The sequence below is a fragment of the Pseudomonas sp. PMCC200344 genome (genome assembly GCF_030053095.1).
Lineage (GTDB): Bacteria > Pseudomonadota > Gammaproteobacteria > Pseudomonadales > Pseudomonadaceae > Aquipseudomonas > Aquipseudomonas svalbardensis.
In genome coordinates this window covers 856,313-880,620 of sequence record NZ_CP125618.1, presented here as the reverse complement: position 1 = coordinate 880,620, position 24,308 = coordinate 856,313, and the positions used below count along the sequence as shown (strand labels likewise).

24 protein-coding genes and 1 other RNA gene are annotated in these 24,308 nt (G+C 55.7%); 16 read left to right on the top strand and 9 right to left on the bottom strand.

The genetic code is table 11. The annotated features are described in order from the left end of the window. The first annotated feature begins 37 nt into the window (after positions 1-37). From QFW87_RS03825 to QFW87_RS03785, 9 genes are all read left to right on the top strand, one after another. Positions 38-862 (top strand): (Fe-S)-binding protein, encoded by an 825-nt coding sequence (locus QFW87_RS03825; protein WP_283189860.1) that lies wholly within the window; start codon positions 38-40, stop codon positions 860-862. Continuing rightward, on the top strand, positions 859-2,313 hold the full coding sequence (locus QFW87_RS03820) for a LutB/LldF family L-lactate oxidation iron-sulfur protein (protein ID WP_283182898.1): 1,455 nt from the start codon (positions 859-861) through the stop codon (positions 2,311-2,313). The genes QFW87_RS03825 and QFW87_RS03820 overlap by 4 nt, the downstream gene beginning before the upstream one ends. Beyond that, positions 2,313-2,984: a lactate utilization protein C gene (locus QFW87_RS03815; RefSeq protein WP_283182897.1), complete on the top strand. Its 672-nt coding sequence runs from the start codon at positions 2,313-2,315 to the stop codon at positions 2,982-2,984. Before QFW87_RS03820 ends, QFW87_RS03815 begins: the two co-directional genes overlap by 1 nt. Next, positions 2,981-5,800, top strand: a complete 2,820-nt coding sequence (locus QFW87_RS03810; protein WP_283182896.1) for an FAD-binding and (Fe-S)-binding domain-containing protein — start codon at positions 2,981-2,983, stop codon at positions 5,798-5,800. The genes QFW87_RS03815 and QFW87_RS03810 overlap by 4 nt, the downstream gene beginning before the upstream one ends. A gap of 119 nt (positions 5,801-5,919) precedes the next feature. Beyond that, entirely contained in the window at positions 5,920-6,207 is a 288-nt protein-coding gene (locus QFW87_RS03805; RefSeq protein ID WP_283182895.1) for a hypothetical protein, read from the top strand. Positions 6,208-6,305: 98 nt separating this feature from the next. Further along, positions 6,306-6,699: a transfer-messenger RNA gene (ssrA, locus tag QFW87_RS03800) on the top strand. A 183-nt stretch (positions 6,700-6,882) separates the two neighbouring features. Next, positions 6,883-8,160: an integrase domain-containing protein gene (locus tag QFW87_RS03795; protein ID WP_283190877.1), complete on the top strand. Its 1,278-nt coding sequence runs from the start codon at positions 6,883-6,885 to the stop codon at positions 8,158-8,160. A 557-nt stretch (positions 8,161-8,717) separates the two neighbouring features. Further along, the gene (dcm, locus tag QFW87_RS03790) at positions 8,718-9,782 is read left to right on the top strand and encodes a DNA (cytosine-5-)-methyltransferase (protein ID WP_283189859.1); all 1,065 of its coding nucleotides are present in this window, start codon (positions 8,718-8,720) and stop codon (positions 9,780-9,782) included. Beyond that, positions 9,767-10,834 (top strand): hypothetical protein, encoded by a 1,068-nt coding sequence (locus QFW87_RS03785; protein ID WP_283189858.1) that lies wholly within the window; start codon positions 9,767-9,769, stop codon positions 10,832-10,834. Before dcm ends, QFW87_RS03785 begins: the two co-directional genes overlap by 16 nt. 86 nt (positions 10,835-10,920) lie before the next feature. Here the strand turns inward: QFW87_RS03785 and QFW87_RS03780 are convergent, their stop codons facing one another. From QFW87_RS03780 to QFW87_RS03745, 8 genes are all read right to left on the bottom strand, one after another. Then, a complete protein-coding gene (locus QFW87_RS03780) occupies positions 10,921-11,841 on the bottom strand; it encodes a hypothetical protein (protein WP_283189857.1) in 921 nt (306 codons plus the stop codon). Positions 11,842-12,121: 280 nt separating this feature from the next. Beyond that, positions 12,122-13,147: a hypothetical protein gene (locus QFW87_RS03775; protein ID WP_283189856.1), complete on the bottom strand. Its 1,026-nt coding sequence runs from the start codon at positions 13,145-13,147 to the stop codon at positions 12,122-12,124. Positions 13,148-13,256: 109 nt separating this feature from the next. Beyond that, positions 13,257-13,910, bottom strand: coding sequence for a helix-turn-helix domain-containing protein (locus tag QFW87_RS03770; protein ID WP_283189855.1), 654 nt, complete (start codon positions 13,908-13,910; stop codon positions 13,257-13,259). A 1-nt stretch (position 13,911) separates the two neighbouring features. Next, positions 13,912-14,568: a recombinase family protein gene (locus QFW87_RS03765; protein WP_283189854.1), complete on the bottom strand. Its 657-nt coding sequence runs from the start codon at positions 14,566-14,568 to the stop codon at positions 13,912-13,914. A 196-nt stretch (positions 14,569-14,764) separates the two neighbouring features. Beyond that, positions 14,765-15,154: a recombinase family protein gene (locus QFW87_RS03760; RefSeq protein ID WP_283189853.1), complete on the bottom strand. Its 390-nt coding sequence runs from the start codon at positions 15,152-15,154 to the stop codon at positions 14,765-14,767. After that, a complete protein-coding gene (locus tag QFW87_RS03755; protein WP_283189852.1) occupies positions 15,151-15,396 on the bottom strand; it encodes an AlpA family transcriptional regulator in 246 nt (81 codons plus the stop codon). Before QFW87_RS03755 ends, QFW87_RS03760 begins: the two co-directional genes overlap by 4 nt. A gap of 94 nt (positions 15,397-15,490) precedes the next feature. Next, on the bottom strand, positions 15,491-16,060 hold the full coding sequence (locus tag QFW87_RS03750) for a hypothetical protein (protein ID WP_283189851.1): 570 nt from the start codon (positions 16,058-16,060) through the stop codon (positions 15,491-15,493). A gap of 434 nt (positions 16,061-16,494) precedes the next feature. After that, positions 16,495-16,701, bottom strand: a complete 207-nt coding sequence (locus tag QFW87_RS03745; protein ID WP_283189850.1) for a hypothetical protein — start codon at positions 16,699-16,701, stop codon at positions 16,495-16,497. Between QFW87_RS03745 and QFW87_RS03740 the strand changes: the two genes are divergently transcribed. The 7 genes from QFW87_RS03740 (at position 16,700) to QFW87_RS03710 (ending at position 23,548) form a co-directional block, all read left to right on the top strand. After that, the gene (locus QFW87_RS03740; RefSeq protein WP_283189849.1) at positions 16,700-17,161 is read left to right on the top strand and encodes an isochorismatase family protein; all 462 of its coding nucleotides are present in this window, start codon (positions 16,700-16,702) and stop codon (positions 17,159-17,161) included. The genes QFW87_RS03745 and QFW87_RS03740 overlap by 2 nt on opposite strands. Positions 17,162-17,253: 92 nt before the next feature. After that, entirely contained in the window at positions 17,254-18,177 is a 924-nt protein-coding gene (locus tag QFW87_RS03735; protein WP_283189848.1) for a hypothetical protein, read from the top strand. Positions 18,178-18,304: 127 nt separating this feature from the next. Then, positions 18,305-19,711, top strand: a complete 1,407-nt coding sequence (locus QFW87_RS03730; RefSeq protein ID WP_283189847.1) for a DUF2252 domain-containing protein — start codon at positions 18,305-18,307, stop codon at positions 19,709-19,711. A 253-nt stretch (positions 19,712-19,964) separates the two neighbouring features. Further along, the gene (locus QFW87_RS03725; RefSeq protein ID WP_283182878.1) at positions 19,965-20,399 is read left to right on the top strand and encodes a hypothetical protein; all 435 of its coding nucleotides are present in this window, start codon (positions 19,965-19,967) and stop codon (positions 20,397-20,399) included. After that, positions 20,396-21,856, top strand: coding sequence for an ATPase domain-containing protein (locus QFW87_RS03720; protein ID WP_283189846.1), 1,461 nt, complete (start codon positions 20,396-20,398; stop codon positions 21,854-21,856). The genes QFW87_RS03725 and QFW87_RS03720 overlap by 4 nt, the downstream gene beginning before the upstream one ends. Positions 21,857-21,865: 9 nt before the next feature. Further along, positions 21,866-22,888: a HAMP domain-containing sensor histidine kinase gene (locus QFW87_RS03715; RefSeq protein ID WP_283182876.1), complete on the top strand. Its 1,023-nt coding sequence runs from the start codon at positions 21,866-21,868 to the stop codon at positions 22,886-22,888. 57 nt (positions 22,889-22,945) lie between these two features. Then, entirely contained in the window at positions 22,946-23,548 is a 603-nt protein-coding gene (locus QFW87_RS03710; protein ID WP_283189845.1) for a GNAT family N-acetyltransferase, read from the top strand. Here QFW87_RS03710 and QFW87_RS03705 read toward each other — a convergent pair. Continuing rightward, entirely contained in the window at positions 23,461-24,297 is an 837-nt protein-coding gene (locus QFW87_RS03705) for a phosphatase PAP2 family protein (RefSeq protein ID WP_283189844.1), read from the bottom strand. The genes QFW87_RS03710 and QFW87_RS03705 overlap by 88 nt on opposite strands. Between the last annotated feature and the right edge of the window lie 11 nt (positions 24,298-24,308).

Below are 24,308 nucleotides of genomic sequence, written 5' to 3'. Positions count from 1 at the left end.
GCCTCACAGGCGGATAACCGGCCGAGAGACACGCCTGATGAGCGAGCTTTTTTACAACGCTGTGCCGAATGCGACCCGCGTCGCCCCGCCACTGCCCCAGCCTCGGCAATACCCCAGCCAAAAACCGTCACGGGTCTACCTGTTCGGAACTTGCGTGGTGGATTTGTTCTACCCGGACGCCGGGATGGACGCGATTCACTTGCTGGAACGCGAAGGCATTCGTGTCGAATATCCGCAGGGGCAAAGCTGCTGCGGGCAACCGGCCTACACCTCGGGTTACACCGAGCAGGCGAGGACCGTGGCACGCTCGCAACTGGCGCTGTTTGCCGAAGACTATCCGGTGGTGGTGCCGTCGGGATCGTGTGCCGGGATGTTGCGCGAACACTACGCCGACTTGTTCAAGGACGAGCCGGAAACCTTGAAACAGGTTCAGGCGCTGGCTGCCCGGACTTATGAACTGGCCGAGTTTCTGCTGTTTGTCTGCAAGGTGCAGCTCAAGGACAGTGGCGAGCCAGTCAAAGTAGCGCTGCACACGTCGTGCTCGGCACGCCGTGAGATGAACACCCACTTGCATGGTCGCGAGTTGTTGGCGCAGCTCCGTAACGTGGAGCGAGTCGACCACAACCATGAAAGTGAATGCTGTGGCTTCGGTGGGACTTTCAGCGTCCGTATGCCAGACATTTCCGGCGCGATGGTGGCTGACAAGACCCGCTCGTTGAAGGAATCCGGCGCGCACAAGGTACTGAGTGCCGACTGCGGTTGTCTGATGAACATCAACGGCTCGCTGGAGAAACAGAAGGAAGCATTGCGCGGCCAACACCTGGCCAGCTTCCTTTGGCAGCGAACCGGAGGTGTGCTATGAACGCTTCCGCGATTATTCCTACGGTTGCCGTGGAAGAAGATTTTCGCACCCGGGCTCAAAAGGCGTTGGGTGACGAGCAACTGCGAAATAACTTTCGCACGGCGATGGATTCGCTGATGACAAAACGGGCAGCGTCCTTCAGCGATGCCCACGAAAGAGAACATTTGCGAGCGCTGGGCAATGCTGTCCGCGCCCGTGCGTTATCCAAGTTGCCCGACCTGCTCGAGCAGCTTGAACAGAACCTGACCCGCAACGGTGTGACAGTGCACTGGGCGGAAACGGTGGACGAGGCCAATGGCATCGTCCTCTCGATCATCCGCGCTCACGAGGGGCGGCAAGTGATCAAGGGCAAATCGATGGTCAGCGAAGAGATGGAAATGAATCATTTCCTCGCTGAACAGGGCATTGAATGCCTGGAATCGGACATGGGCGAGTACATCGTCCAGCTCGACCACGAGAAGCCTTCACACATTATTATGCCGGCGATCCACAAGAATGCCGGTCAGGTCGCGTCCTTGTTCCACGACAAACTTGGCGTGGAATACACCAAGGACGTTGACCAACTCATTCAGATCGGCCGCAAGGTCTTGCGGCAGAAATTCTTCGAAGCGGACATCGGCGTCTCCGGCGTCAACTTCGCCGTGGCCGAAACCGGCACCCTGCTGCTGGTGGAAAACGAAGGCAACGGCCGCATGACCACCACCGTGCCTCCGGTGCACATCGCCGTCACCGGCATCGAAAAAGTCGTGGAAAACCTGCGCGATGTGGTGCCACTGCTGTCACTGCTGACCCGCTCAGCCCTCGGCCAGCCGATCACCACCTATGTCAACATGATTTCCGGCCCGCGCAAGGAACATGAACTCGACGGCCCGCAGGAAGTGCACCTGGTATTGCTCGACAACGGTCGCAGCCAGGCCTTCGCCGACAGCGAATTGCGCCAGACCCTGAACTGCATCCGCTGCGGCGCCTGTATGAATCATTGCCCGGTCTACACCCGAATCGGCGGCCACGCCTATGGGGAGGTTTACCCTGGGCCTATCGGAAAAATCATCACCCCGCACATGGTTGGCCTGGCGAAAGTCCCGGACCACCCGAGTGCCTCGTCGCTGTGTGGCGCCTGCGGTGAAGTCTGTCCGGTAAAAATTCCGATTCCGGCGCTGCTGCGTCGTCTACGGGAAGAGAACGTCAAAGCCCCGGACAGCCCTCATCAAGTGATGCGCGGCCAGGGCAGCAAGTACTCGCGTAAAGAACGGTTTATCTGGAATGCCTGGGCGAAACTCAACAGTTCACCCACGCTTTATCGACTGTTCGGCTTCTTCGCCACACGCTTGCGCGCACTGGCGCCGAGCAATGTCGGCCCATGGACGCAAAACCACAGCGCACCGAAACCCGCTGCCCGCTCACTGCATGACATGGCCCGCGAGCATCTGGCCGAACAGGGAGATCGTTGATGAGCGCCAAGCAAAATATCCTCGCCAAGTTACGGAAAAGTCTGACGGGTACCACGCCGGTGCCTGACGAATTTGACGTCGAACTGGTGACAGCGCCCTACACGTACACCGCCGAGCAACGCATCCCGCAGCTGCGCAAACTGATGGAAGCGGTGCACACCGAAATCCATCTGACGTCCGACGAAGGTTGGCCTTCATTGCTTGCTCAGTTGTTGCGGGACCGTCAGTTGCCGAGTCTGTTGATCGCACCGACTACACCTCACGGTCAACGCGTCACTCAGCACTGGGCGAAAAATCCTGATCTGCCAACGCTCAAGTCCTACGACCGTCCGGTTGAAGAATGGAAGACCGAATTGTTCAACGACACGCCGGCCAGCCTGACCGGCACCCTCGGTGCGATCGCCGCCACAGGTAGTCTGATTCTCTGGCCTACGCGGGAAGAACCGCGCCTGATGAGCTTGGTGCCGCCAGTGCATTTCGCCCTGCTCAAGGCCAGTGAAATCCGCGACAACTTCTATCAAGTGCAGCAGGAATTCGAGTGGGTCCAAGGCATGCCGACCAACGCCCTGCTGGTGTCCGGCCCGTCGAAAACCGCCGATATCGAGCAGGTCCTGGCCTACGGCGCTCACGGTCCGAAAGACCTCGTGGTCATGATCCTGGAGGACCAATGAATCTACCCGCGGCTTTCCTGCGAGATGCGCAGCAACTGATTCCCCAGGAGCGACGTTTCGACGACCCGCTGTCGACCTTGGCCTTCGGCACCGACGCCAGTTTCTACCGGCTGATTCCGAAACTGGTGATTCGTGTCGAGTCGGAAGATGAAGTAGTCGCGCTGCTGAAACTGGCGCAACGGGATCTAGTCCCGGTAACCTTCCGCGCCGCCGGCACCAGCCTGTCCGGCCAGGCCATCAGTGACTCGGTGTTGATCGTCCTGGGGGATAACTGGAACGGTCGCGAGATCCGTGGCCAAGGCACGCAAATCCGCCTGCAACCGGGCGTGATCGGCGCGCAGGCCAACGCGTGGCTGGCGCCGTTCGGACGTAAGATCGGCCCGGACCCGGCGTCGATCAATGCCTGCAAAATCGGCGGCATAGTCGCCAACAATGCCAGCGGCATGTGCTGCGGCACGGCGCAAAACACCTATCACACGTTGGCTGGCATTCGTCTGGTGCTGGCCGACGGCAGCCGTCTCGATACCGAAGATGCGGCGAGTGTTGCGGCGTTTCGTGAGAGCCACGCTTCGCTGCTTGAACGCCTGGCAACGTTGGGCCGCGAAACCCGCGCCAATGCCGAATTGGCGGCGAGAATTCGCCACAAATACCGTCTGAAAAATACCACCGGGCTGTCACTCAATGCGCTGGTGGATTTCGACGAGCCTGTGGATATCTTGAGCCACTTGCTGGTGGGCTCCGAAGGCACCCTCGCTTTCATCAGCGCGGTGACTTACGACACGGTGATCGATCATCCGAACAAGGCCTCGGCGTTGATCGTGTTTCCTGATGTGGAAACCTGCTGCAACGCCGTCACCGTACTGAAAAGCCAACCGGTGTCGGCCGTGGAACTGCTCGACCGGCGCAGTCTGCGTTCGGTGCAGGACAAACCCGGCATGCCCGCTTTCGTACAACAGCTGTCGAACAATGCCTGCGCGCTGCTGATCGAGTCCCGCGCCGCATCGTCCACTTTGCTACAGGAACAACTGGCGCACATCATGGCGTCGTTGACTTCTTTCCCGGTGGAAAAACAAGTCGACTTCACCGAAGACCCGGTGGAAAACGCCCGGCTCTGGGCAATCCGCAAGGACACCTTCCCCGCCGTCGGCGCCGTGCGCAAAACCGGCACCACGGTGATCATCGAAGACGTGACCTTCCCGGTTGAACAACTGGCCATCGGCGTAAACCGTCTGATTGAGCTGTTCGACAAACATCACTACGACGAAGCAATCCTTTTCGGACATGCCCTGGAAGGCAATCTGCACTTCGTCTTCACTCAAGGCTTCAACAACCCGGAAGAAGTCGCACGCTATCAGGCGTTCATGGACGACGTGGCGCAACTAGTAGCGGTGGAATTCGGCGGTTCGCTGAAGGCTGAACACGGCACCGGTCGCAACATGGCGCCCTTTGTCGAACTGGAATGGGGCACCGATGCCTACCAGTTGATGTGGCAGCTTAAACGTCTGCTCGACCCCAACGGCATTCTCAACCCGGACGTGGTGCTCAGCGAGGATCCGCAAATCCACCTCAAGCACCTGAAGCCGTTGCCGGCCGCCGATGAGATTGTGGATAAGTGCATCGAGTGCGGTTTCTGTGAACCGGTCTGCCCGTCGAAAGGCCTGACCCTGAGCCCGCGCCAGCGCATCGTGATCTGGCGTGACATTCAGGCAAAGAAACGCGCTGGCGTGGACACCACCGAACTCGAAGCCGCTTACGAATACCAAGGCATCGACACCTGCGCCGCCACCGGCCTCTGCGCGCAGCGTTGCCCTGTAGGAATCAACACCGGCGAGCTAGTGAAAAAGCTCCGCAGCCGGAAGGCAACTCATACGAAAACCGCCAATTGGCTGGAAGGTAATTTCGCCACTGCGTTGCAAGGCGCGCGTTTCACCCTGCACGTGGCCAACGGTGCACGGATGCTGTTGGGGGCGCCACGATTGGCAAAGCTTTCGGCAACGTTGACGCGCCTATCCCAAGGTCAGGTCCCGCAGTGGACCAACGCCATGCCCCAACCGGAAAAAGCCATTCGCTTCAGCCCGGCCGTGTCGGACGAACGCCCTCGAGTGGTGTACCTGGCGGCCTGCGTGTCGCGGGCAATGGGTCCGGCGGCGGGTGATAAAGAGCAAATGTCGCTGTACGACAAAACCCGTGGGCTGCTGGAAAAGGCCGGTTATCAAGTGGTCTTTCCGGACAATCTGGACAACCTCTGCTGCGGGCAACCGTTCGCCTCCAAGGGCTACGCCGAACAGGCCGAACACAAACGCCAGGAACTGATCGGCGCCTTGCTGCACGCCAGTCGCGGCGGGCTCGACCCGATCTACTGCGACACCAGCCCCTGCACCTTGCGACTGGCCCAGGACCTTGCCGATGTTCGCCTGGACCTGTACGACCCGGTGCGTTTCATTCGTACGCATCTGATGGATCGCCTGGATTTCACGCCCCAGGAAGCGCCAATCGCAGTGCACGTCACCTGTAGCACCCAGCACCTTGGGGAAAGTCAGGCGTTGATCGATCTGGCGCGCAAGTGCAGCAAAACGGTGGTCATCCCCGAAGGCATTCACTGTTGCGGATTTGCCGGGGACAAGGGTTTCACTACGCCGGAATTGAACGCTCATTCGCTAAGAACGCTCAAGGACGCGGTTCGGCAATGCAGCGAGGGGATTTCTACCAGCCGCACGTGTGAGATAGGTCTGACACAACACGGCGGAATTGATTACCACGGGCTAGTCTATCTGGTGGATCGGGTAACGCAGGCGAGGGTTATGTACGAAAAATAGAACCCTGATGCGCTGTCGTAGTCCACAGAGTAAGCCCGGAAATTACCGGGCTTTACCCAAACTCGGCAGCCCGTCCTGACGGCCAGCGATGCCTGGACCCTCAGTTCAAGGAGATACTCATGAAACGTTCTGTACTGTTAGGTCTGTTCGTTACTGCCTCACTGATGGCGTCCACCTCGTTTGCGGCCGGCGGCTCAGAAGATCTCTGTGAAACCAACCTGCAGACCATCGCCAATGCCAAGTCACAAATTCAAGCACCGGAAATCAGTGCCCGTGTCGAAGCCAGCGTCCAGCAAGCCAAGGCCCACCAAGCGATGAACACCAAGGAAGGCACCGAGAAGTGCATCTCGGAAACCACCCAAACCATCCAGGAAATCCAGAACGCGAACAAAGGCGGTAAAACCTGATAGCCGCTCAAGGCCAACCTTCGGGTTGGCCTTCTGAGCCACGTTGGCGTACACTGCGCAGGCTTGTTGCTCACTTTGATTCACAGAGCAACAGGCTCGGGGCCGTTTAGGATTCGACGCCGGTTGCGAAACTTTAGGTGCATGCCGAGTTGGTAACAGAACTCGTAAATCCACTGTTGCAACTTTCTATAGTTGCCAATGACGAAACCTACGGGGAATACGCTCTCGCTGCGTAAGCAGCCTTAGCCCTTCCCTCCTGGTACCTTCGGGTCCAGCAATCATCAGGGGATGTCTGTAAACCCAAAGTGATTGTCATATAGAACAGAATCGCCGTGCAGTACGTTGTGGACGAAGCGGCTAAAACTTACACAACTCGCCCAAAGCACCCTGCCCGTCGGGTCGCTGAGGGTTAACTTAATAGACACGGCTACGCATGTAGTACCGACAGCGGAGTACTGGCGGACGGGGGTTCAAATCCCCCCGGCTCCACCACTTCAACATCTAAAGACGTCCAAGGACGTCTTTTTTTGTGCCTAAAATCCAGTGAATACAGGGGTTTAGGCTCCATAATCGTCTCGATGCGTCCATAGCCATCCAGACGCTCGTGTATTCCAAGTGGTATTCCAAGCTCCCGCCTGCTATTTTTTGGAATACATGAACAGCTTGGAATACACCATGGGAGCTCAAGCCGCGAGGCTTTCAGACGTCAAAGTCAAGGCCGCCAAACCAAAGGAAAAGGACTACATCCTCACTGATGGTGATGGCCTCCAGATGAGGGTTAGAGCCAATGGCTCGAAGCTGTGGAATTTTAATTACATCCACCCGGTGACCAAGAAACGGGTCAACATGGGCTTGGGTACTTTCCCCGAGGTAGGCCTAGCTCAAGCACGGAAACGCACAGTTGAAGCCAGGGAGCTGGTTGCCCAAGGGCTCGACCCGAAGGAGAAGCGGGACGCGGACCGGCAAACGTTAAAGGCGACAACGGAGCACACTTTCAAAAATGTGGCCACCGCCTGGTTTGATCTCAAGAAAGACTCAGTGACCACTGCGTACGCTGAAGACATCTGGCGCTCTTTAACACTGCACGTCTTTCCCGACTTAGCGCTGACTCCGATTTCAGCGATCACTGCGCCAGCGGTGATTAAATTGCTGCGACCTCTTGAGGCAAAGGGCAGCCTAGAGACGGTTAAGCGGCTTAGCCAGCGTCTCAACGAAATCATGACTTACGGAGTGAATGCTGGCTTAATTTTTTCAAATCCGCTTAGTGGCATCCGCTCTGTCTTCAAAAAACCGAAGAAGCAAAACATGGCGGCACTTGCGCCGGATGAGCTGAGAGAACTGATGCTAGCAGTCGCCAATGCCAGCATCAAAAGGACTACGCGCTGCTTGATCGAGTGGCAGCTCCACACCATGACCCGCCCAGCGGAGGCTGCTACCGCTCGCTGGGCGGACATCGACCTCGAAAGGAAGATATGGACGATCCCTCCGGAGCGGATGAAAAAGCGTCGCACGCATATAATCCCGCTCACGCAGCAAGCTCTAGAGCTTCTGGAAGCTATCAAGCCTTTCAGTGGACACCGTGAGTATGTGTTCCCCGCAGATCGAAATCCTCGCACCCATTGCAACAGCCAGACCGCCAATATGGCGCTTAAGCGGATGGGATTCGCGGGCCGTCTAGTCAGCCACGGTATGCGGTCAATGGCGAGCACCATACTGAACGAGCATGGCTGGGACCCGGAGTTGATCGAGGTTGCACTCGCGCATGTTGATAAGGACGAGGTGCGCAGCGCCTATAACCGGGCTGACTACATCGAGCGCAGGCGTCCGATGATGAAATGGTGGAGCGAACACATCCAGGGAGCAGCTACCGGGAGTCTTTCGATGTCAGCAATCATTGGTGCAGGGAATTCAACGCTCGCTACGGCTTACCGTGCCGCTAGTAATTTTGACTAGCAAGCACGCATAGGCAAGTGCCTAGCTCGCAATGCAAAGCGGATGCTTCACAGCCACCAGCGCTAAGTCCGCATGCTGACTCGCTCGCGAAGCTAATCGCCAGCTGTCGTTTCAGTAAAATGAAACCGGCCACAAGCCGGCTTTTTAATGATTAAAATTCAACAAAGTCAATGACATGGCTACCAACAACTACCCAGCCCATACGTGAGCCCATACACAGCGCATCCATCAGCACGCCGCTTTCAACCATCATGCATCTCAAAAAGTCACTCATCGATTTCAGCAATCAGTCGGTCTAATTTGAATAGGCGTACGCCCTTGCATGCCTACGAAGCCATACCCATAATGGCTTCGGCGCTACCGAGCCTAGGGCATTCGAGGACTGCATGGATCGACGTGAGCTACCACGCTAACTTCCCAATTCTGCTTTTCCCCGATGCCGGACAAGCTTAAATGTAGCGCTGGCATGTGCGGCTGGGCTTAGGCCCATCCGTCATGCCTTTAACCAGACCCTTCTCAAACTGATATATTGCGCCCTATTTTATTGGGGGCCGCGAATGCGTGCGATTGATCTTTTTTCCGGGCCGGGCGGCCTTTCTCTAGGCCTAAAGCGAGCTGGCTTCAGTGTCATTGCCAATGTTGAACTCAACAAAGACGCAATGGCAACGTACGTGTCCCATGACGTAACCTCAGAACATTACAATCAAGATATTCAATCGGTTTCGTTTACACGATACCGAGGAAAAGTAGATCTTCTTGCAGGAGGTCCACCTTGCCAACCCTTCTCTATTGGTGGATTGAGAAAATCATCTAGTGACTCCCGGGACATGATTCCTGAGTACATTCGTTGCCTTCGAGAGGTTCAACCTGCCGCCTTCATTATGGAGAACGTGCCTGGGCTTACCCTCAAAAGGACAAGACCGTATTTCGAGTGGGCATTAGCCCAGCTCGCAGCGTGCGGCTATTTCATCAATTGGGCATTGCTAAGCGCTTCCGACTATGGGGTTCCTCAAAAGCGGAAAAGACTTTTTGTTTTGGGCTGCAAACATAAAACCCTTCGTTTCCCTGCACCAACACATGGATTGGAAGCTGGCGTTCCCCATGTCACCGCTTTTTCAGTGCTTGGTGTTGATCCGATAGGCGACGCCCCAAACAGCTCAGTATTCTTTGCCAAGTCGCCAGATACTCGTCCGAGCCCCTATGCAGGGCATGTTTTCAATGGCGGCGGGCGCCCACTTGATCCGAATGGCCCCTGCCATACGATCCTCGCGTCATCCGGAGGAAATAAAACCCACTGGATAGACACTCTAAATATCGTTCCGGAGTATCACGCTCACTTGATGGCTGGCGGTGCTCCGAGAGCGGGGGTTGTTCCTGGGGCACGACGCTTGAGCGTAGAAGAGTGCGCTCTGATCCAAACATTCCCTGAGGGCTTTTGTTTTTCAGGAACACGCTCAGCGCAATACAAACAAGTTGGTGATGCCGTCCCACCAGACCTTGCATTTGCAATTGCTGGTGCTGTTCACAGCCAGCTAGCGGGACACACAACCCCAAAATTAATTGACCCCCACTTTGAAACACCGATAACTCAAGGCGAACTTCTGCTATGCCACGGAATGTAAATGTAGAGAATGCTGTTGAATTAATTTTAGAGCGCTTGGATATTTTGATTAACGGCGGCGCCCTAGGGCGCCCAGCATCACCACATCTTCAGGCAATATTCTCCACCCATGTAATGCCTGGAGGCGGCAGCGCCCGCCTAGCCTCTGTGTTTCTAACATCATATTCAATTACCGAGCTCACCTGGGATTATAAAAGCGTACCCATCGGAATTCGCGGACAGCATGGAGACAAGCGCCTCGCTGGAGCGTTAACCGATAGGCATGTGACTTTGCATAAAAACATAACTGCCTTTGGGGAAAACCTTGGATGGAAAGGAAATGTAAGATCTTTTGATCTATCCACCGACCCTCGTTTCTCGGCATATCTAGCCGCCTTGGCAGCACTCAGCACCGCAGAGCGCGAAATACTGTTGAATCATGCCATATGGCAAATGTGTTCATCGAGAGTTGTACCGCAAGCACTTCCTCCACTTCCGGCAACTTATCTCTCATACGCTAGGTGCCTTGACCTGTGCGAAAAAATACTTGCAATACAATCTGAGGGGCACGTACAGCAGTTTCTCGTGGCTGCATTTCTTGAAATTCACAGAAAGCGTTACGGCCACAGCACAGTGACGCATCACCCACATGCATCAGATACTTTTGACGGAACCACAGGTGATATTGAAGAATTTCGGGATGGTGTGTTAGTCGCCGCATATGAGGTAACCGTTCGAGACGACTGGAAAAACAGGCTTGCTGACTTCGGAAAGAAAGCCAAAAAAGGAAATCTTTCAAAATACATACTTATTGCCTCGAATGTCAGGAGCGACAAAAATCTTCACCCTGCGCATAGCCTTATGAATTTCGTTGGCCACTTACATTTCGATTTAGCTGTCATTGACATTACCGATTTCTTTACGGTTTTCTGCGCAGAACTTCGTCGCGACGAATTGGCGGAGGCTTTCAATCGCACGTACGAATTTCTTAGTGATCGCAAGCTGTGCGGCCGAGCGGACATTCAAGAATCGTTCAAGAATGTTACCGATCAATGGCTACAAGTACCCTCGTAAACGGCATTACCAGCGAATTAACTGACAGCCCCTCAGATTCAGCACAGGCTTCTTTATAGAAGTTTGTGCGAGCGGAGTAATATATTTCAGGACTGGTACTGGCTCCGTATTACATTTTGATGCAGGACTTGAATTGGGTCTTCTACATTCAGCGATCCCTCTACAACGTTGATTTTTATTGCCATCCCGGTGTATTCAGGGCAAGAGAACCCTTCCGCCGAGGTAATAAAAAATGCTGCAAAAACCCCAAATAGATTTACGGAAGTAATTACATCCCCACCTAAGATAAGACTGATCAACTGGTGTTCGTCAGAGCTAATGCTTCCATCGAAGCCCGTTGGCAAGCCTCCACCACATCGAAAACCTAGCTCATTTAATGTGTCGGGGGCTAGGCGATCTAGAGCCTCTCTGTACATCTCTCCACTCTTCGAATTTATTGCGTCGTCACCGAATACCCATACTGTTGCCAGATAGGCCGTCTTCAGAAGCTCATTAAAAACGATGTCACTGTCGACACCAAGTCGAACGTGTATTTCTGGATTTGGATCGCTTATGGTTGGCCCAAGTTCGACGGTTACGCCTTTTTTGGCATAGTCTCGTTTAATCCTTTCGGCGTGCTTCATGGCCTCTTCACCATAACCCTTCACGCCTGCAACTTGCCCTGTCTCTTCATCAAGCACAACTGGGTTGTTGAATCGTATTTGTAATCCCTCCTTGCTCCATCCGGTGGTAATAGCGTCACCACTTTTCACGACTGTTGCCGGTACTTTGGCAGTAATAGGTCCTGACCGAGATACAACGCCTTGGCTCATGGCAAAAAAACGTACTAGGTCATTATTTGAAAAGGGGGCATCTACCAAATCGTTTAAGCGAGAGTTGTCCTGTTCTGACGCTCGAACAAAAAAACGCTTTGGAGCACCTATCGCTACGGGAAGCACATGCTCGTCGTTCACACTGGGAAGGTCACAAAGCTTTTTTGCTGTGTACGGGCAAAGGGTCTGGTCCATCAGTTCTCTCCGAACTCAGGTTGTCATATGGCTGATATTCTTAAGCGGAAGCAGCCCGTCTAGGAACAAAAACAAGATATTTTCACGAACCGATCTGAGATACGTACGGCTTAGCTGTTTTTCTGGCGTTTACCACATTAGCAATACCAAGCCTAATGAACTCAAGGTTCTAGTCCAACGCATGGAGAGCTGCGCACACGTTACTGGTTGCCTCCTGCCACTTGCCTTGAACCAAAGCCGGGAACCGGTCCGAGATGGAGTCTCAGGCATTCTGAGCGCTTCAGCTAGCCCACGTTGTCGGTAGATCAGCAGCGAGCGCGTAGAGCCCCGCTGGAGCATCTTGAATGAGCTGAGGGAAAGTCAGACCGGCGACTCTGCCACGATACCAGCGTTCTGCCTCCCGTCTCAATTGAGTCGAGATGAAGGTCTGTTTCCCGGCTGGCAAGTTGTAAGCGCCAGCCAATGCCGGATCGACCTGTACTGACAATCCATTTTTGGCAGCGTAGAAGCACCAGCGAATTGCTGAGTGTCTCGGGTCTTGCTCAATCTTTGTTCCCGGTGTTTGAAGCATCAGGTCTGAGTCGGCTTCCCCTTTGAGGGGCTGGAGAGCCTTGCGAAGAGGTGTCTTACCTGAAGCAGAGAATCCTGCTGGCCCGATAATTAGACCATGCAGATGCCAACGTCTCCGGCTGGACCCATCAGCCAAGGCGCCCGGAGCTTTTTCTAGTCCATACAAAAACTCTGCGCCAGCACCCAAAGCTTCCGGAATGACTCGTGTGAGTTGATCCCGGATGTATTGCGTTGCTGTGGAGTCGGCCCTGTCTAATCGGTCATTGAGCTTTTTGCTAAGGATGAGAGTAAAGGTCTTCAGCTCCCATCCTTTTTTATCTGCCATCCAATACAAAGGGGTTGCCGCTGCTGCTAGCTTTGTAAACTCGTCAACGTCTCTCCACCGCTTTAGGTTTGTCTCGGTAGGAGAAGGTTGATCAAGGAGAGTCTTAGCTCTCATCTTTGATCCAGGGATATGAGGAGTTTTATTAGTTAATATACTTCTCTTGTGCATAGCGAATTCCTTCGCATGCACCGTGGCTACTGTCGTTGACGGCTTTTTAATTGATCGACTTTTTACGGTTTTTTGCTTCGGCTCGACGGCATGTGCCACTTTGTCCGAATGCACATCGGCATGAGGAATGTCCCCGATTGAGCTGTTCAATTCTTGGATCTGCTCAGGGCTGCCTGAGAGCTCGCGTGAGAGGCCTTCGCCTCCCTGAGAAGATGCTGATCCGGTTTCGCGTTCCGTTATCATGGTGGGCTCTTGCCTCTTTGCGAGGACGATTTTCAAAATGGCTGCCTACTGGATGACGCCAGTGTGTTCAATACTTACAGCGCGCTCTAAGGGTTTGACGATTGCCCGGTCATGATCCGGGCAAGTGCTGGTCAAAGCCTTCACAGATTATGTCGTCATCCAGTTGATCTAATTGCGCCAGCTGCCTGCTTTCGAACCAGCGCAACGTTTCTAGCTCGTCTTCAATGCCCTCACTGTCTCCATTGCGCTCAGCTTCTTCCAGTCGCTGTTGCGCACGCATCTCCGCCACATCACGATCAGTCATGATGTGAATCTTGAGCTCCGGGAGCTCTTCAAATGAGAGGGCTTGATTCAGCTTTTCAAGGGGCAGGGCACGCCGTGTGACGTCCTGGGTGAGTTTCAACGTTGTTGCGCTGGCGGCGAGCGCTCTAAGGGAGCCGGAGTCAGTTGGATCAATCTGATCAACACAATCCGAGAGCTTGGCTCTGATCTGCTGACTGATTGCCAAATCGTCCAATACCAAGGCCGCCGCAGTGCGCTGAACTTGCTCCAGCGCATAGGCGGCGTTGAGCATTTCTTCCCTGGCTTTCTCAATGAGAGCCTGTGTTGAAGCGCCAGCAACTGTCTTGTTGGTTTTTAGGATGCGTTGCACGGTGCTGATGCTTAGTTCTAGTCGAGTCGCTATCGCCGGCAGTGTATAGCCTGCTTCCCGGAGTATGACGGCTTGAGTGCTTTGATCTGGTGTCGCCTTTTTACCGGACATATCACGCCTCCTCACTGTCGAACATGTGGGGCGCTGTAGGTTGCAGCGTGCGTTTGATGCGGTAGACGGTTGCAACACCACAATCTGCCAGTTTAGCAATCTGATCAGCAGACATCGTAGGATGCTTCTCCATCAGCGACTGCACCTCCGCCCATTTTGCAGCGTTCTTACTTTTGCCCGCTGGCTTCCATTCAGGATCGGCAGCTCGCTTGTTTTCCAGTCCTTGCCTGATGCGTTCCACGCGCTTCTCCTGATCCAAGCGTGCCATGGTTGCCATCAAATCGATCAGCATGTTGTTAATCACGTCCATGATTTGACCTGTGATCCCATGCGCTTCGACCAGCATGTGGCTGGTGGGCAGATCAGCTACAACCAAACGAAGTCCCTTCGCCTTAATGGTCGCCTTGAGAGTGTCCCAGTCAGCCTGTGAGAGGCGACTGAGGCGGTCTACTGACTCGACCAATAACACGTCGCCCTTCTCGGCTGTATCGAGCAGGGCGAGCAGCTGAGGGCGGTCGAGCCTGGTGCCGCTGATATTTTCAGCGTACACATCAACGATGCTCAGGCCCTTGTCAGCGGCGAAAGCCTCCAGTGCTACCCGAGCACGGCTGGCATCCTGCTCTTTCGTTGACGCTCGGAGGTAGAGGTGGGCATTCATGGTTTACTATCCTTTAGCATTCTTTTCTATAGACCTATGATAGATGAATCATACGCCTATCATCAATAGATATTTGATAGTCATTGATGGGCGGCTATCGAACTACCGTTTACGTCTACTTCTTTGATAGTGATGGATGATTGCTTTGGCTCAAAAGGTACACCCTTTGAGCCAGGGAATTTCCGGATCGCAACCGTTAACCGAGTCGCTCGAAACGCACATGCTTTTCGCCCGTAAGGACCTCTGCCAACTGCTCTCCGACTGTCGCACCGTTAGAAGCAAACAAATGGAGGCCTTCTCGTACAGTGATCACCGCCACGCCTTTCGCTTTGAACGCTCGGAATACCTCATCCAATTCTGTGGCAATTGTGCCTAGGCAATCGAGTGTGGAAATGACCAAGACGTCGCCCTTTTTCGCAAACTGGTGGAGCTCACTGAAGCCAGGGCGCGCTAGCGCCTTGATCGATTCACTAGACGCCATATCTGCGAACCAATGAACATCGTCGACTGCCTTCTCAATAGCCCCCAACTTAGGCAGAGTTTCCTGGCCATCATTGCCAACGAGGAAATAGGCAAGCGCGGTCATAGGATTTCTCCCTTTGCATCGTAACGGGTGGTTGCACCACCAGAAATGCGATCCTCAACCCACTTTTCTACTGCGAAGGAGTCCCAGCCGACTGCCCTCGGACCAAGCTGAACCGATTTCGGAAAACGACCTTGGCTGATGAGGTTGTAGATGTGCGCTCTTTTGAATCCTATTCTGATCTGCACTTCGGGCAGACGGAGAATTCGACGTTCAGGCGTGGCGTTGCTAAAACCGGTTTCCATTACATTGCTCCTTGGCGCTCGTTGGCGCTGTGTGGTGGCTAGCAATGTAATAAGAAGGCCTGAATCAGAGTCCCAATTGAGGTTGGGCAAAACCTCATTTGGTGGGTGCAGGTACGATTCGATCAGCCGCCAGATCGAAAAATTTCTTGATGGTCCCCGGTGAAGGGATCGCAACCCTCGCAAGTGGGGCCGCTGTCTTCATCGTCTCGTAAGCAGCATAGGGCTTCGTGACATCCAAACCTGACATATATGCGAGCACTGCGATTATGGCGCTTGCGCTGGCCTCCTCTTTAGCGTCTAGGTCGTAAGCTTCGGGGATCACGCCATTGATGGTGTCAGCGAGCGCAGCGACATCAGCTGGTTTAAATGCAAGATCACCATTTTTCAAATCGACAACCGCATCCCACACGCGGGTTACCTCATCAAAGCTATCATCTGCTTCTCTGAATACCGGGCCGAATAGCCTTAGGGAAACCGGGGCACCAGATCGGGCTAACCGAATATTCTGAGGATTAAGGACCCGTTGTATCCCGGCCACAAAAACGGATTCGGGTTCATCACCAGGCTCGCCAGAGACCTGTGTCAGTCCTCGCCCCCCTGTCAGCCTCACGTAGGCTTTGCAATGTCCTTCCTCACATTGAGTTAGCAAATCCTCTTCCGTCATGGGCTGCCTCGTCATCGTCTTCAGATTCTCAAGAGCCTGGTTTACAGTGAGAAATGATAGGTGTGAATGATCTGGGCGCATGAGGGTCTCAAGTCGATTATCATGAATCTACCGATTTTAAGGGGCTTCAAGCTCGCTATTCCACCGCTGATGAGGATAGGCCGATCAGTCGTACACAATGCTGTGACTTTTCTCTGGAGAAATCTGTAGGCAGCAGATTCTCGTTTCGCGGGTCCTCAGAGCGAACGGCGAGACCAGCGCCTAGTAACCGGGATTGGTATCAGCGATGGAAGGTGCCTGAATAGGTGAAATATCCTCAGATAAAACAATCACGCACTCAGAGCCACGCACATCGAACAGGTATTCCAAAAGGTATTCCACGCCTTTTTTATTACCCAAAAAAAATCTATAAATCAGTAGGTTACTTAACCTGTTCAGATTACCCCGGCCCACCAAATACGAAGCAAAACAAAACCCGCCAAGTGCGGGTTTTGTTGCATCTGGGGTTTGGTCATTTCTATAGGCAGCATCACCATCCCCGGCAAAAGCAGGCCTGCCCGCGACAAGGCTCGCAAGACCACCACAAAAAACCCCGCGGCCAAGCCACCATCATCGTCGCGACCTGCCACGGAGATGCCCATGCGCCAAGCCCTCCTTATCATCGATGTCCAGCCCAGTTTCGCCCCACCTCAATGGCTCATCGAAGGTATTCAGACACTCATCGGTACCCTGCCCAGCGTCGCCACGGTCGAGCGTCACGACGAATCCAAAAACCCGTTCCAGAAACAACTCGGCTGGCATCCCGCACCAGACGATGACAGCCTGATTCAGGCCGACTGCATCTTCATCAAGCACGGCTACGCGCCTTCGCCGGAAACCATCGACTATTTGAAAAGCTTGAAGGTGGATCGCGTGCTCGTCTGCGGTCTCCAAACCGAGACCTGCTGCCTGGCGGCGGGGTTTGCTTTGTTTGATGCGGGGTTGGAGCCGACGTTGATCACTGATCTGACGGTGGGCTCATCGCTGGATCGGACCGGAGAGTTGGGTGTCAGACTCTGGAGGCATCATTTCAAGCACACGCTCAAATCGAGTGAGCAGTAATCAACGTATTGGTCGGCGATTCCACGCAACCGGACCTATGCTGCGGTTTACCTGCAACCGCTTGAGCAACCAACGCACTCAGGAAGATCAACATGAACGTATGGATCGCAGCCGTCCTGGCCGCCATGGCTTCTGTGCCAATACACGCCGCCACCGAGATCGCTCCTCGTGTCGAGCAGGTCACCTTCAAAAAGGGCTCCGACACCATCAGGTTCACCCGAGCCATCAAAGGCCCGCTCACCGCGCAATACCGTCTAAACGCCAAGGCCGGCCAAATGATGACCGTGGACTTCAAGTCTTCCAACGCCTTTGCCTACTTCAACATCACCGCGAAAGGTGCGGACTATGCGTTGTTTAACGGATCGATCATGGGCAATCACTTTCTGGGACCATTGCCCGCCGATGGCGAATATACGGTTCAGGTATACCTGATGCGCAACGCCGCTCGGCGCAATGAAGTGGCCAACTACAGCCTTTCGTTAAACCTGACCTCGGGTGATGCGACGGATAGCAACCAGCCGTTCGATCAAACACTTGAATTGCAGGGCATTGGCTTTCATGTGACGAGCGTGTCGGTCGCTGGAAATCGTGCTCTACGCATTGCTCCCCAAGGTCTGGAAATCGATAACTCAGAGATCGTACGCCCCCTCACCGGCACCATCGTCCGAGCAGAGGCCGCCGACCTTGATCGCAATGGCTCTCCAGAGATTTACGTATTCATCAGGTCACCGGGGCGCGGGATGCCGGGCGAGCTCATTGCTTACGCTGCCAACCGCAAGAAGTCGCTGAGCGAGATTTATCTACCCCCTGTCAGCGAGAACCCGAAAACAGCGGTGGGCTACCAAGGTGAGGATGAGTTTGCCGTGGTGGAAAATGCGTTGGTGCAGCGGTTCCCGGTTTATGACAGCACGGATGCCGATGCGGGCAGGACGGGGAAAATTCGGCAGGTTCAGTACACGTTGATGCCTGGTGAGGCCGGGTGGGTTTTGAGGGCTTTGGGGACGACTGAGTATTGAAGGATGCTCGTTGGTGAGTTGCTCCCGTTCGCCCCCACGGTCAAAGCCCAAACACTTCGGATGAAGACCCGAAGCCCTTCTACACTCACCTCTCACACGTTCGAAAACACTCACCAATCGAGCCCCCATGACCACCCTCAAAGACCGCTTGAAGCAAGGCAAGGATGCTCGCAAGAACTGCTCCCGCAGTTCGCAGGCGACCATGGGGAAAATAAATCGCGACCCGCTGCCGCTGATCAAAACGTCCAGTGAAGGCCGCATCAAGTCACTGGTCGAGTTGCGCTACGGCCGCATGCTGGTCTCGCCCTTCACCTTCTTTCGCGGCAACGCGCTGCTGCAAGCTCACGACTTGGCCGGAACATCCAGTATGGGCCTGGTTTCGCCAATCTGCGGCGACAGTCACCTGATGAACTTCGGTGGTTTCGCAACGCCGGAACGCAATCTACTGTTCAGCGTCGCCGATTTCGACGAAGCCCATCCCGGGCCTTGGGAGTGGGACTTGAAACGGCTGGTGGCGAGTTTCGTGGTGGCAGCGCGCGATCTGCGCCATGGCGACACGGTCGAAGAAACGGTCTGCCGCCAGGTGGTCGGCGCCTACCAACAGACTATGCTCGAGTGCGCCGAACAAAGCACCCTGGAAACCTGGTACGAATCCATTAGTTACAACGACCTGCGCCAGCAAGCGAGCAAAGCGACCCTGGAGCATTTAGAGCGAGCTATCGAAAAAGCCGAACGGCGTACCCATGCTGAACTGCTACCGAAAATCAGTGAACGTGACGCACATGGCCGACTGATCATTCGCGATGATCTGCCGGAAATTTTCCATTTACACAAAAACACCACGCTGCTGGATGCCGACGACGACTGGCTGCGCCTGTCGGACTGGCGGCCGCTTTACGACGCGTTCATGCGCGACTATCCCGGCACGCTGCAAGCCGACCGCCGCGAGCTATTGTCGCGTTTTCATGCCCACGACATGGCGTTCAAGGTGGTCGGTGTGGGCAGTGTCGGGACTCGTTGCCTGGTCGCGCTGTTGACCGACGATCAGGAAAACCCGCTGTTCCTGCAATTCAAAGAGGCACGTCGCTCGGTGCTCGCCGGTTACGTGAAGACCAAATCGCGTGTGCGGCATAACGGTCAGCGCGTGGTCGATGGACAGCGGCTGATGCAAGCGGCCAGTGACCTGTTTCTCGGCTGGACCACCGGTCCCAGCGGTCGACACTTCTATGTGCGTCAGTTGCGCGACATGAAAGTCTCGGCTGAACTCGAGACGTTCGACGCGGACACCTTCGCCGCCTACGGACGCGTTTGTGGCCGCGCTCTGGCCCGCGCCCATGCCAAATCGTCCGGGCACTCCGCGCAGATCAGCGGCTACATCGGCAAGGGCGATGCGCTGGCCGACGCGCTATTCAAGTACGCGCAAAGCTACACCGCGCAGAATGAGCGCGACTTCGAACAATTCCAGCAGGCCTGCCGCAAGGGCCGTTTGCGGGCGCGCTCGGAAGCGGACTTTGCGGCTGATCATTTGCCTTAGGCGTGTCTCAGGGTGTGAAGCTGCGGGCACTCATCGACATGAATTTTTCTTCACCCCACGACCTTCCACCAACGGGTACATTGCGCTTGCTCATTCAAGAAACTACGGTTTGCCCGCCCTCCCGCGGGCTTTTTTTTGCCTGCGGCTTTGTTTCATCGGTGTTCAGGCCTTCCCGCAATCCTCTGACGCAAATCACTCGCAGCGCCCCCATAGGGTGTACCATCAAGCTCTGTCCATCAGATATCAGTTAGCCATGTCAACGCTAAGCGAAGAGAGCCGCCAGATCGTAGCTTCTCTGGCGCACCGTGTTGGCCCCGACGCTGACATCGCAAGGATCGCCCAGGCGATCATTTCAACCTTGCGGGATATGGATGTAGCCCTCACGCCCATCATCGGCCACCAAGGGGTTGCAGCGCTGTATCGCCGCAGCCTCCACCTGTGCGCCTCCACTCATCCGCGTCTGGCCCGCACCTATGACAGAGTGCCGTCCGGCATGGATTTGACTGCCCTCAAGTCCGTAATCGTTGAGCAAAGCGACGCCGATGCGCTGTTTTTCGGTGAAGTGTTGCTGACTACCTTTTACGAGCTGCTGACCACGCTCATCGGGCCCTCGCTCACCGAACGTTTGCTTCGTGACATGTGGGAACCTTCTTTGAGCGACACCCCTTCGCAGGAAATTTCGCCATGAGCACCAAAGTGACTATCAACCGTCTGGCCACCGGCGTGCCAGGACTGGACGAGGTGCTGGGCGGTGGATTGCCGGAGTTTTCGTTCAACCTGATCGCCGGCCCGCCTGGCTGTGGCAAAACCACCCTGGCGCATCAGATGATGTTCGCCCTGGCGACACCTGAGCGCCCGGCGCTGTTCTTTACCGTACTGGGCGAGCCGCCGCTGAAGATGCTGCGTTATCAGCAGCAATTCGATTTTTTCGACAGCGAAGCGATCAACCAGTCGATCCGCTACATCAACCTGGCTGACGATACCCTCGCCGGGAATCTGGACGAAGTGCTGCGGCGCATCGTCAGCGAGGTGGAGGCTCACTCTCCGTCACTGGTGTTCGTCGACTCGTTCCGTTCGGTGGTGCTGGCCAGCCAGACCCAGGACAACCCCAACAACAACCTGCCGCAGTTCGTTCAGCAATTGGGCATGTTGATGACCACCTGGCAGGCGACGACCTTCCTGATTGGCGAGTATTTCACCGAAACCGACACCAACCCGATTTTCACCGTGGCCGATGGCCTGATCTGGCTGCGCCAGAGTGTTGAGCGCAATTCCATGGTGCGCAAGATGGAAATCATGAAGATGCGCGGCCAGCCGACATTGCCGGGGCTGCACACCTTCCGCATCGCGACGTCGGGGATCAAGGTCTTTGCGCCTGCGGCATTCAACTCGGTTGAAGCACCGCTGGAGTTCCCCATCAAGCGCTTGAAAATGGGCGTGCCACAGCTCGACGAGATGCTTGGCGGCGGCCTGCCCCGTGGTTATTCCTTGCTGGTGGCCGGGCCGTCGGGCTCGGGCAAAAGTATTCTGGCAGCGACCTTCCTGGCCGAAGGCGCGCGCAATGGCGAAACCGGTGTGATCGCGGTGTTTGAACAACGGCCTAATCACTCCCAGAACGCCACCCTTTCGGGCCTGATCGAGAGCGGACAGATCGGTCTGGTGGACAGCCGCGCCCCGGACCTGTCCATCGATGAAATCGTGCATTTGCTGTTGAGCGAAATCACCCGATTGAAAGCGACCCGCGTGGTCATCGATTCGCTATCAGGTTTTGAACTGGCACTCGCGCCGACCTTCCGCGAAGACTATCGCGAGTCGCTGTCGCGCATGGTCACTGCGTTGACGAGCGCCGGGGTAAGCGTGTTGATGACCTCAGAGCTGGAAGACCGCTACACCGACCTGCGCTTCAGCCCATACGGCACGGCATTTCTCACCGACGCAATCATCGTTCAGCGCTACATTGAAGTGCAGAGCCGTTTGCTGCGCATCATGGCCGTGGTCAAGGTGCGGGCCAGCGTCCACTCCGATGAGTTACGGCTTTACCGCATCGACAATAACGGTTTGCAGATCGGCGAGATGTTGCCGGACCAGGAAGGCTTACTCGGCGGCCGGCCAACTCGGCAACGCCGCGGAAAAGACAATGCGTGAGTCAAGGTCATGAGCACGGCCGATAGCAAGAACGAGGAAGCGATGGCCACTGCCGCTCGCGAACTGTTCCTGCTCGGCCAGAAAACTGTTGAGGCACGGGCAGTTCTGGCGGCGCTGCAAAAAGAGCTGAGCGACGCCAACACCCGGCTGGTCGATAGCCAGCAGATCGAGCAACTGATCGAGGCCAATCAGCAATTGGTGCTGGCGATTTTGGTGGCACAGTCCGATGCAGAAAAACCAAAACGCACGCAGGAAGAACAGCGGCTGTTCCTGGAAATGCGTGAAGCCAACGCGCAATTGGTGATCGCGGCCCTCAGCGCGCAAGACCTGCAAGCCTCAGCCGAACATAGCCTGGAACAACAACGCAACATCCTCACCCTGGTGGCTCACGAACTGCGCAACCCGCTGACGCCCATCAGCATGATCGCCAGACGCCTGGTGCGCGTGCCCAGTGAAGAATTGCCGCGCATGCAGGCTCTGATCGAAAACCAGGTGCAACACATGTCGCGACTGGTAGACGATTTGCTCGACGTCTCCCGCGCCAGCACCGGCAAGTTGCGCCTCGATTGCCAAATAGTGGACATGGTGCAGATCATCCATCAGGCCATCGACGTGTGCACCGCGGTGATGACTGCTCACCATTTGCACTTCACCGCTGAATTGCCCGAGTGCGCGTTGGCGGTGGAGGGTGACCCGGTACGCCTCACGCAGATTCTCGGCAACCTGCTGGGCAACGCGGCCAAATACACGCCATCGGGCGGCAATGTCACACTGTCGGTCACCGCTGAAGCGGACGTGCTGCAGATGAGCATCTGCGATGACGGCATCGGTATTTCCGCCAAGGCGCTGCCGTTTATCTTCGAGCCGTTTGTGCAGGACGTTCACGCGGTCGGCTTCAGTGGTGCGGGCCTTGGTATTGGTCTGACAGTGGTTCGCGAGCTGGTCGAAGCCCATGGCGGCACGGTCATCGGCATGAGCGACGGTGACGGCAAGGGCAGTACCTTTATCGTGACGTTACCGCTGGCAGTTTGAGTTTTTCCGCAGACCACGTAATGCTTGCGCGACGATCCCCGCGAACCGGAGCGCCCTATGCCGCTGTTGTCCCTGCCCTGTAAACGCTTGATGCTGGCGGTGCTCGACCCTGAACAGGCTACGCTGGAAAGCGACTTCTACCGGCGCAACCTGAGGCATCTCGCCCGGTGGTCGCCGATTCGCCCCGTCGATTATCACAGCCCTGAACGCATCCGCCCGCGCCTTGAGGTGCAAGCCAGCGCTTTCCAGGCCGGTCTGGCGGTGCATTTCGCGTTGCTGGATCCGGACAACGGCCAGATGATCGGCGCCTGCAGCTTCAGCGGCATCACTCGCGGGGCGTTTCAGGCCTGCTATCTCGGTTACCACATCGACGAATCTCATCAGGGCCGGGGCTTGATGCAGGAAGCTCTGGAAGCGGGGATCGGCTACATGTTCGATGAGCAGAAGCTGCACCGGATCATGGCCAATTACATCCCTGGCAATGAACGCAGTGCGCGTCTGCTGGAGCGCCTGGGATTTGAACGTGAGGGCTACGCCAAGGCCTACCTGAGTATCGCCGGGCGCTGGCAGGATCATGTGTTGACGGCGTTGATCAATGATCGCTTTGAAGCACCGGAACAGCGCTGGTCCAGCGGTTGCTCCAGCCGCGCTCGCCCATAGAACGCCAGCGCTGTCAGCAAACACGCCAGCCATACGAAAATCCCGGCCCAGAAGGTGTGGGACATGTAGTGCCAGCCTTGCAGAACCCGCGTCGTGCCGTAGACGAAGCCGAGCAGCAGCGAGCCATACATCACCGCTTTGGAATAGCGCCAGCGGTAACGACGCGCCACGAAGTACAACGCCAGCATGGTGAAACCGCCCGAGGCATGTCCGCCCGGCCAGCAGCGACCATCACCCGCAACTTTCAGCAGGTCGAAATTCTGATACCACTCCTTATGCTCGACCGTCCCCGCGTATTGGGTCGTTTCGATCGGGCAGTACACGCTAGTGTGGCCCTTGAGGTAGTGGATTACCCCGGTGCTGATGGAGAACGCGAACACCACGTAGAGGAAATCCCGACGGTGCTTGCTGGCAAACCGAAGCACTGGCGCGGCTTTGGTCTTTTCCAGGAATGCGATGATTTTCGAATGCTTTTCGGCCTTCAGACGTGGCCAGAGAAACGACAGCAAGGCACCGACAATCGCTAATTCTCCGGTCCAGTTCGGGATGATCCGCGCCCATTTATGGGTGATCTTTTCGAACAGATGGACATGATCCAGCGGAAACGTCTGCGTGACCGGGTCATAAAAAAGATCATTGAAAGCGATGTCGATTTTGGTCAGGTCGAACAGCAGGAAAACCACGACCGCACAGGCCAGCGGAATGCCGAAGTTCACCCAATAGAAGCGGTAACGGGAGGAAGTCAGCATCGTGAGTCCTG

What these genes read in the sequence shown, in the direction of transcription:
- QFW87_RS03755 (WP_283189852.1), bottom strand. Translation starts at nt 15,396, where the DNA reads ATGGAAACCGGTTTTAGCAACGCCACGCCTGAACGTCGAATTCTCCGT.
- QFW87_RS03715 (WP_283182876.1), top strand. Translation starts at nt 21,866, where the DNA reads ATGAGCACGGCCGATAGCAAGAACGAGGAAGCGATGGCCACTGCCGCT.
- QFW87_RS03725 (WP_283182878.1), top strand. Translation starts at nt 19,965, where the DNA reads ATGTCAACGCTAAGCGAAGAGAGCCGCCAGATCGTAGCTTCTCTGGCG.
- QFW87_RS03785 (WP_283189858.1), top strand. Translation starts at nt 9,767, where the DNA reads ATGCCACGGAATGTAAATGTAGAGAATGCTGTTGAATTAATTTTAGAG.
- QFW87_RS03805 (WP_283182895.1), top strand. Translation starts at nt 5,920, where the DNA reads ATGAAACGTTCTGTACTGTTAGGTCTGTTCGTTACTGCCTCACTGATG.
- QFW87_RS03720 (WP_283189846.1), top strand. Translation starts at nt 20,396, where the DNA reads ATGAGCACCAAAGTGACTATCAACCGTCTGGCCACCGGCGTGCCAGGA.
- QFW87_RS03705 (WP_283189844.1), bottom strand. Translation starts at nt 24,297, where the DNA reads ATGCTGACTTCCTCCCGTTACCGCTTCTATTGGGTGAACTTCGGCATT.
- QFW87_RS03730 (WP_283189847.1), top strand. Translation starts at nt 18,305, where the DNA reads ATGACCACCCTCAAAGACCGCTTGAAGCAAGGCAAGGATGCTCGCAAG.
- QFW87_RS03825 (WP_283189860.1), top strand. Translation starts at nt 38, where the DNA reads ATGAGCGAGCTTTTTTACAACGCTGTGCCGAATGCGACCCGCGTCGCC.
- QFW87_RS03740 (WP_283189849.1), top strand. Translation starts at nt 16,700, where the DNA reads ATGCGCCAAGCCCTCCTTATCATCGATGTCCAGCCCAGTTTCGCCCCA.
- dcm (WP_283189859.1), top strand. Translation starts at nt 8,718, where the DNA reads ATGCGTGCGATTGATCTTTTTTCCGGGCCGGGCGGCCTTTCTCTAGGC.
- QFW87_RS03770 (WP_283189855.1), bottom strand. Translation starts at nt 13,910, where the DNA reads ATGTCCGGTAAAAAGGCGACACCAGATCAAAGCACTCAAGCCGTCATA.
- QFW87_RS03745 (WP_283189850.1), bottom strand. Translation starts at nt 16,701, where the DNA reads ATGGGCATCTCCGTGGCAGGTCGCGACGATGATGGTGGCTTGGCCGCG.
- QFW87_RS03750 (WP_283189851.1), bottom strand. Translation starts at nt 16,060, where the DNA reads ATGACGGAAGAGGATTTGCTAACTCAATGTGAGGAAGGACATTGCAAA.
- QFW87_RS03765 (WP_283189854.1), bottom strand. Translation starts at nt 14,568, where the DNA reads ATGAATGCCCACCTCTACCTCCGAGCGTCAACGAAAGAGCAGGATGCC.
- QFW87_RS03735 (WP_283189848.1), top strand. Translation starts at nt 17,254, where the DNA reads ATGAACGTATGGATCGCAGCCGTCCTGGCCGCCATGGCTTCTGTGCCA.
- QFW87_RS03710 (WP_283189845.1), top strand. Translation starts at nt 22,946, where the DNA reads ATGCCGCTGTTGTCCCTGCCCTGTAAACGCTTGATGCTGGCGGTGCTC.
- QFW87_RS03760 (WP_283189853.1), bottom strand. Translation starts at nt 15,154, where the DNA reads ATGACCGCGCTTGCCTATTTCCTCGTTGGCAATGATGGCCAGGAAACT.
- QFW87_RS03780 (WP_283189857.1), bottom strand. Translation starts at nt 11,841, where the DNA reads ATGGACCAGACCCTTTGCCCGTACACAGCAAAAAAGCTTTGTGACCTT.
- QFW87_RS03775 (WP_283189856.1), bottom strand. Translation starts at nt 13,147, where the DNA reads ATGATAACGGAACGCGAAACCGGATCAGCATCTTCTCAGGGAGGCGAA.
- QFW87_RS03810 (WP_283182896.1), top strand. Translation starts at nt 2,981, where the DNA reads ATGAATCTACCCGCGGCTTTCCTGCGAGATGCGCAGCAACTGATTCCC.
- QFW87_RS03820 (WP_283182898.1), top strand. Translation starts at nt 859, where the DNA reads ATGAACGCTTCCGCGATTATTCCTACGGTTGCCGTGGAAGAAGATTTT.
- QFW87_RS03795 (WP_283190877.1), top strand. Translation starts at nt 6,883, where the DNA reads ATGGGAGCTCAAGCCGCGAGGCTTTCAGACGTCAAAGTCAAGGCCGCC.
- QFW87_RS03815 (WP_283182897.1), top strand. Translation starts at nt 2,313, where the DNA reads ATGAGCGCCAAGCAAAATATCCTCGCCAAGTTACGGAAAAGTCTGACG.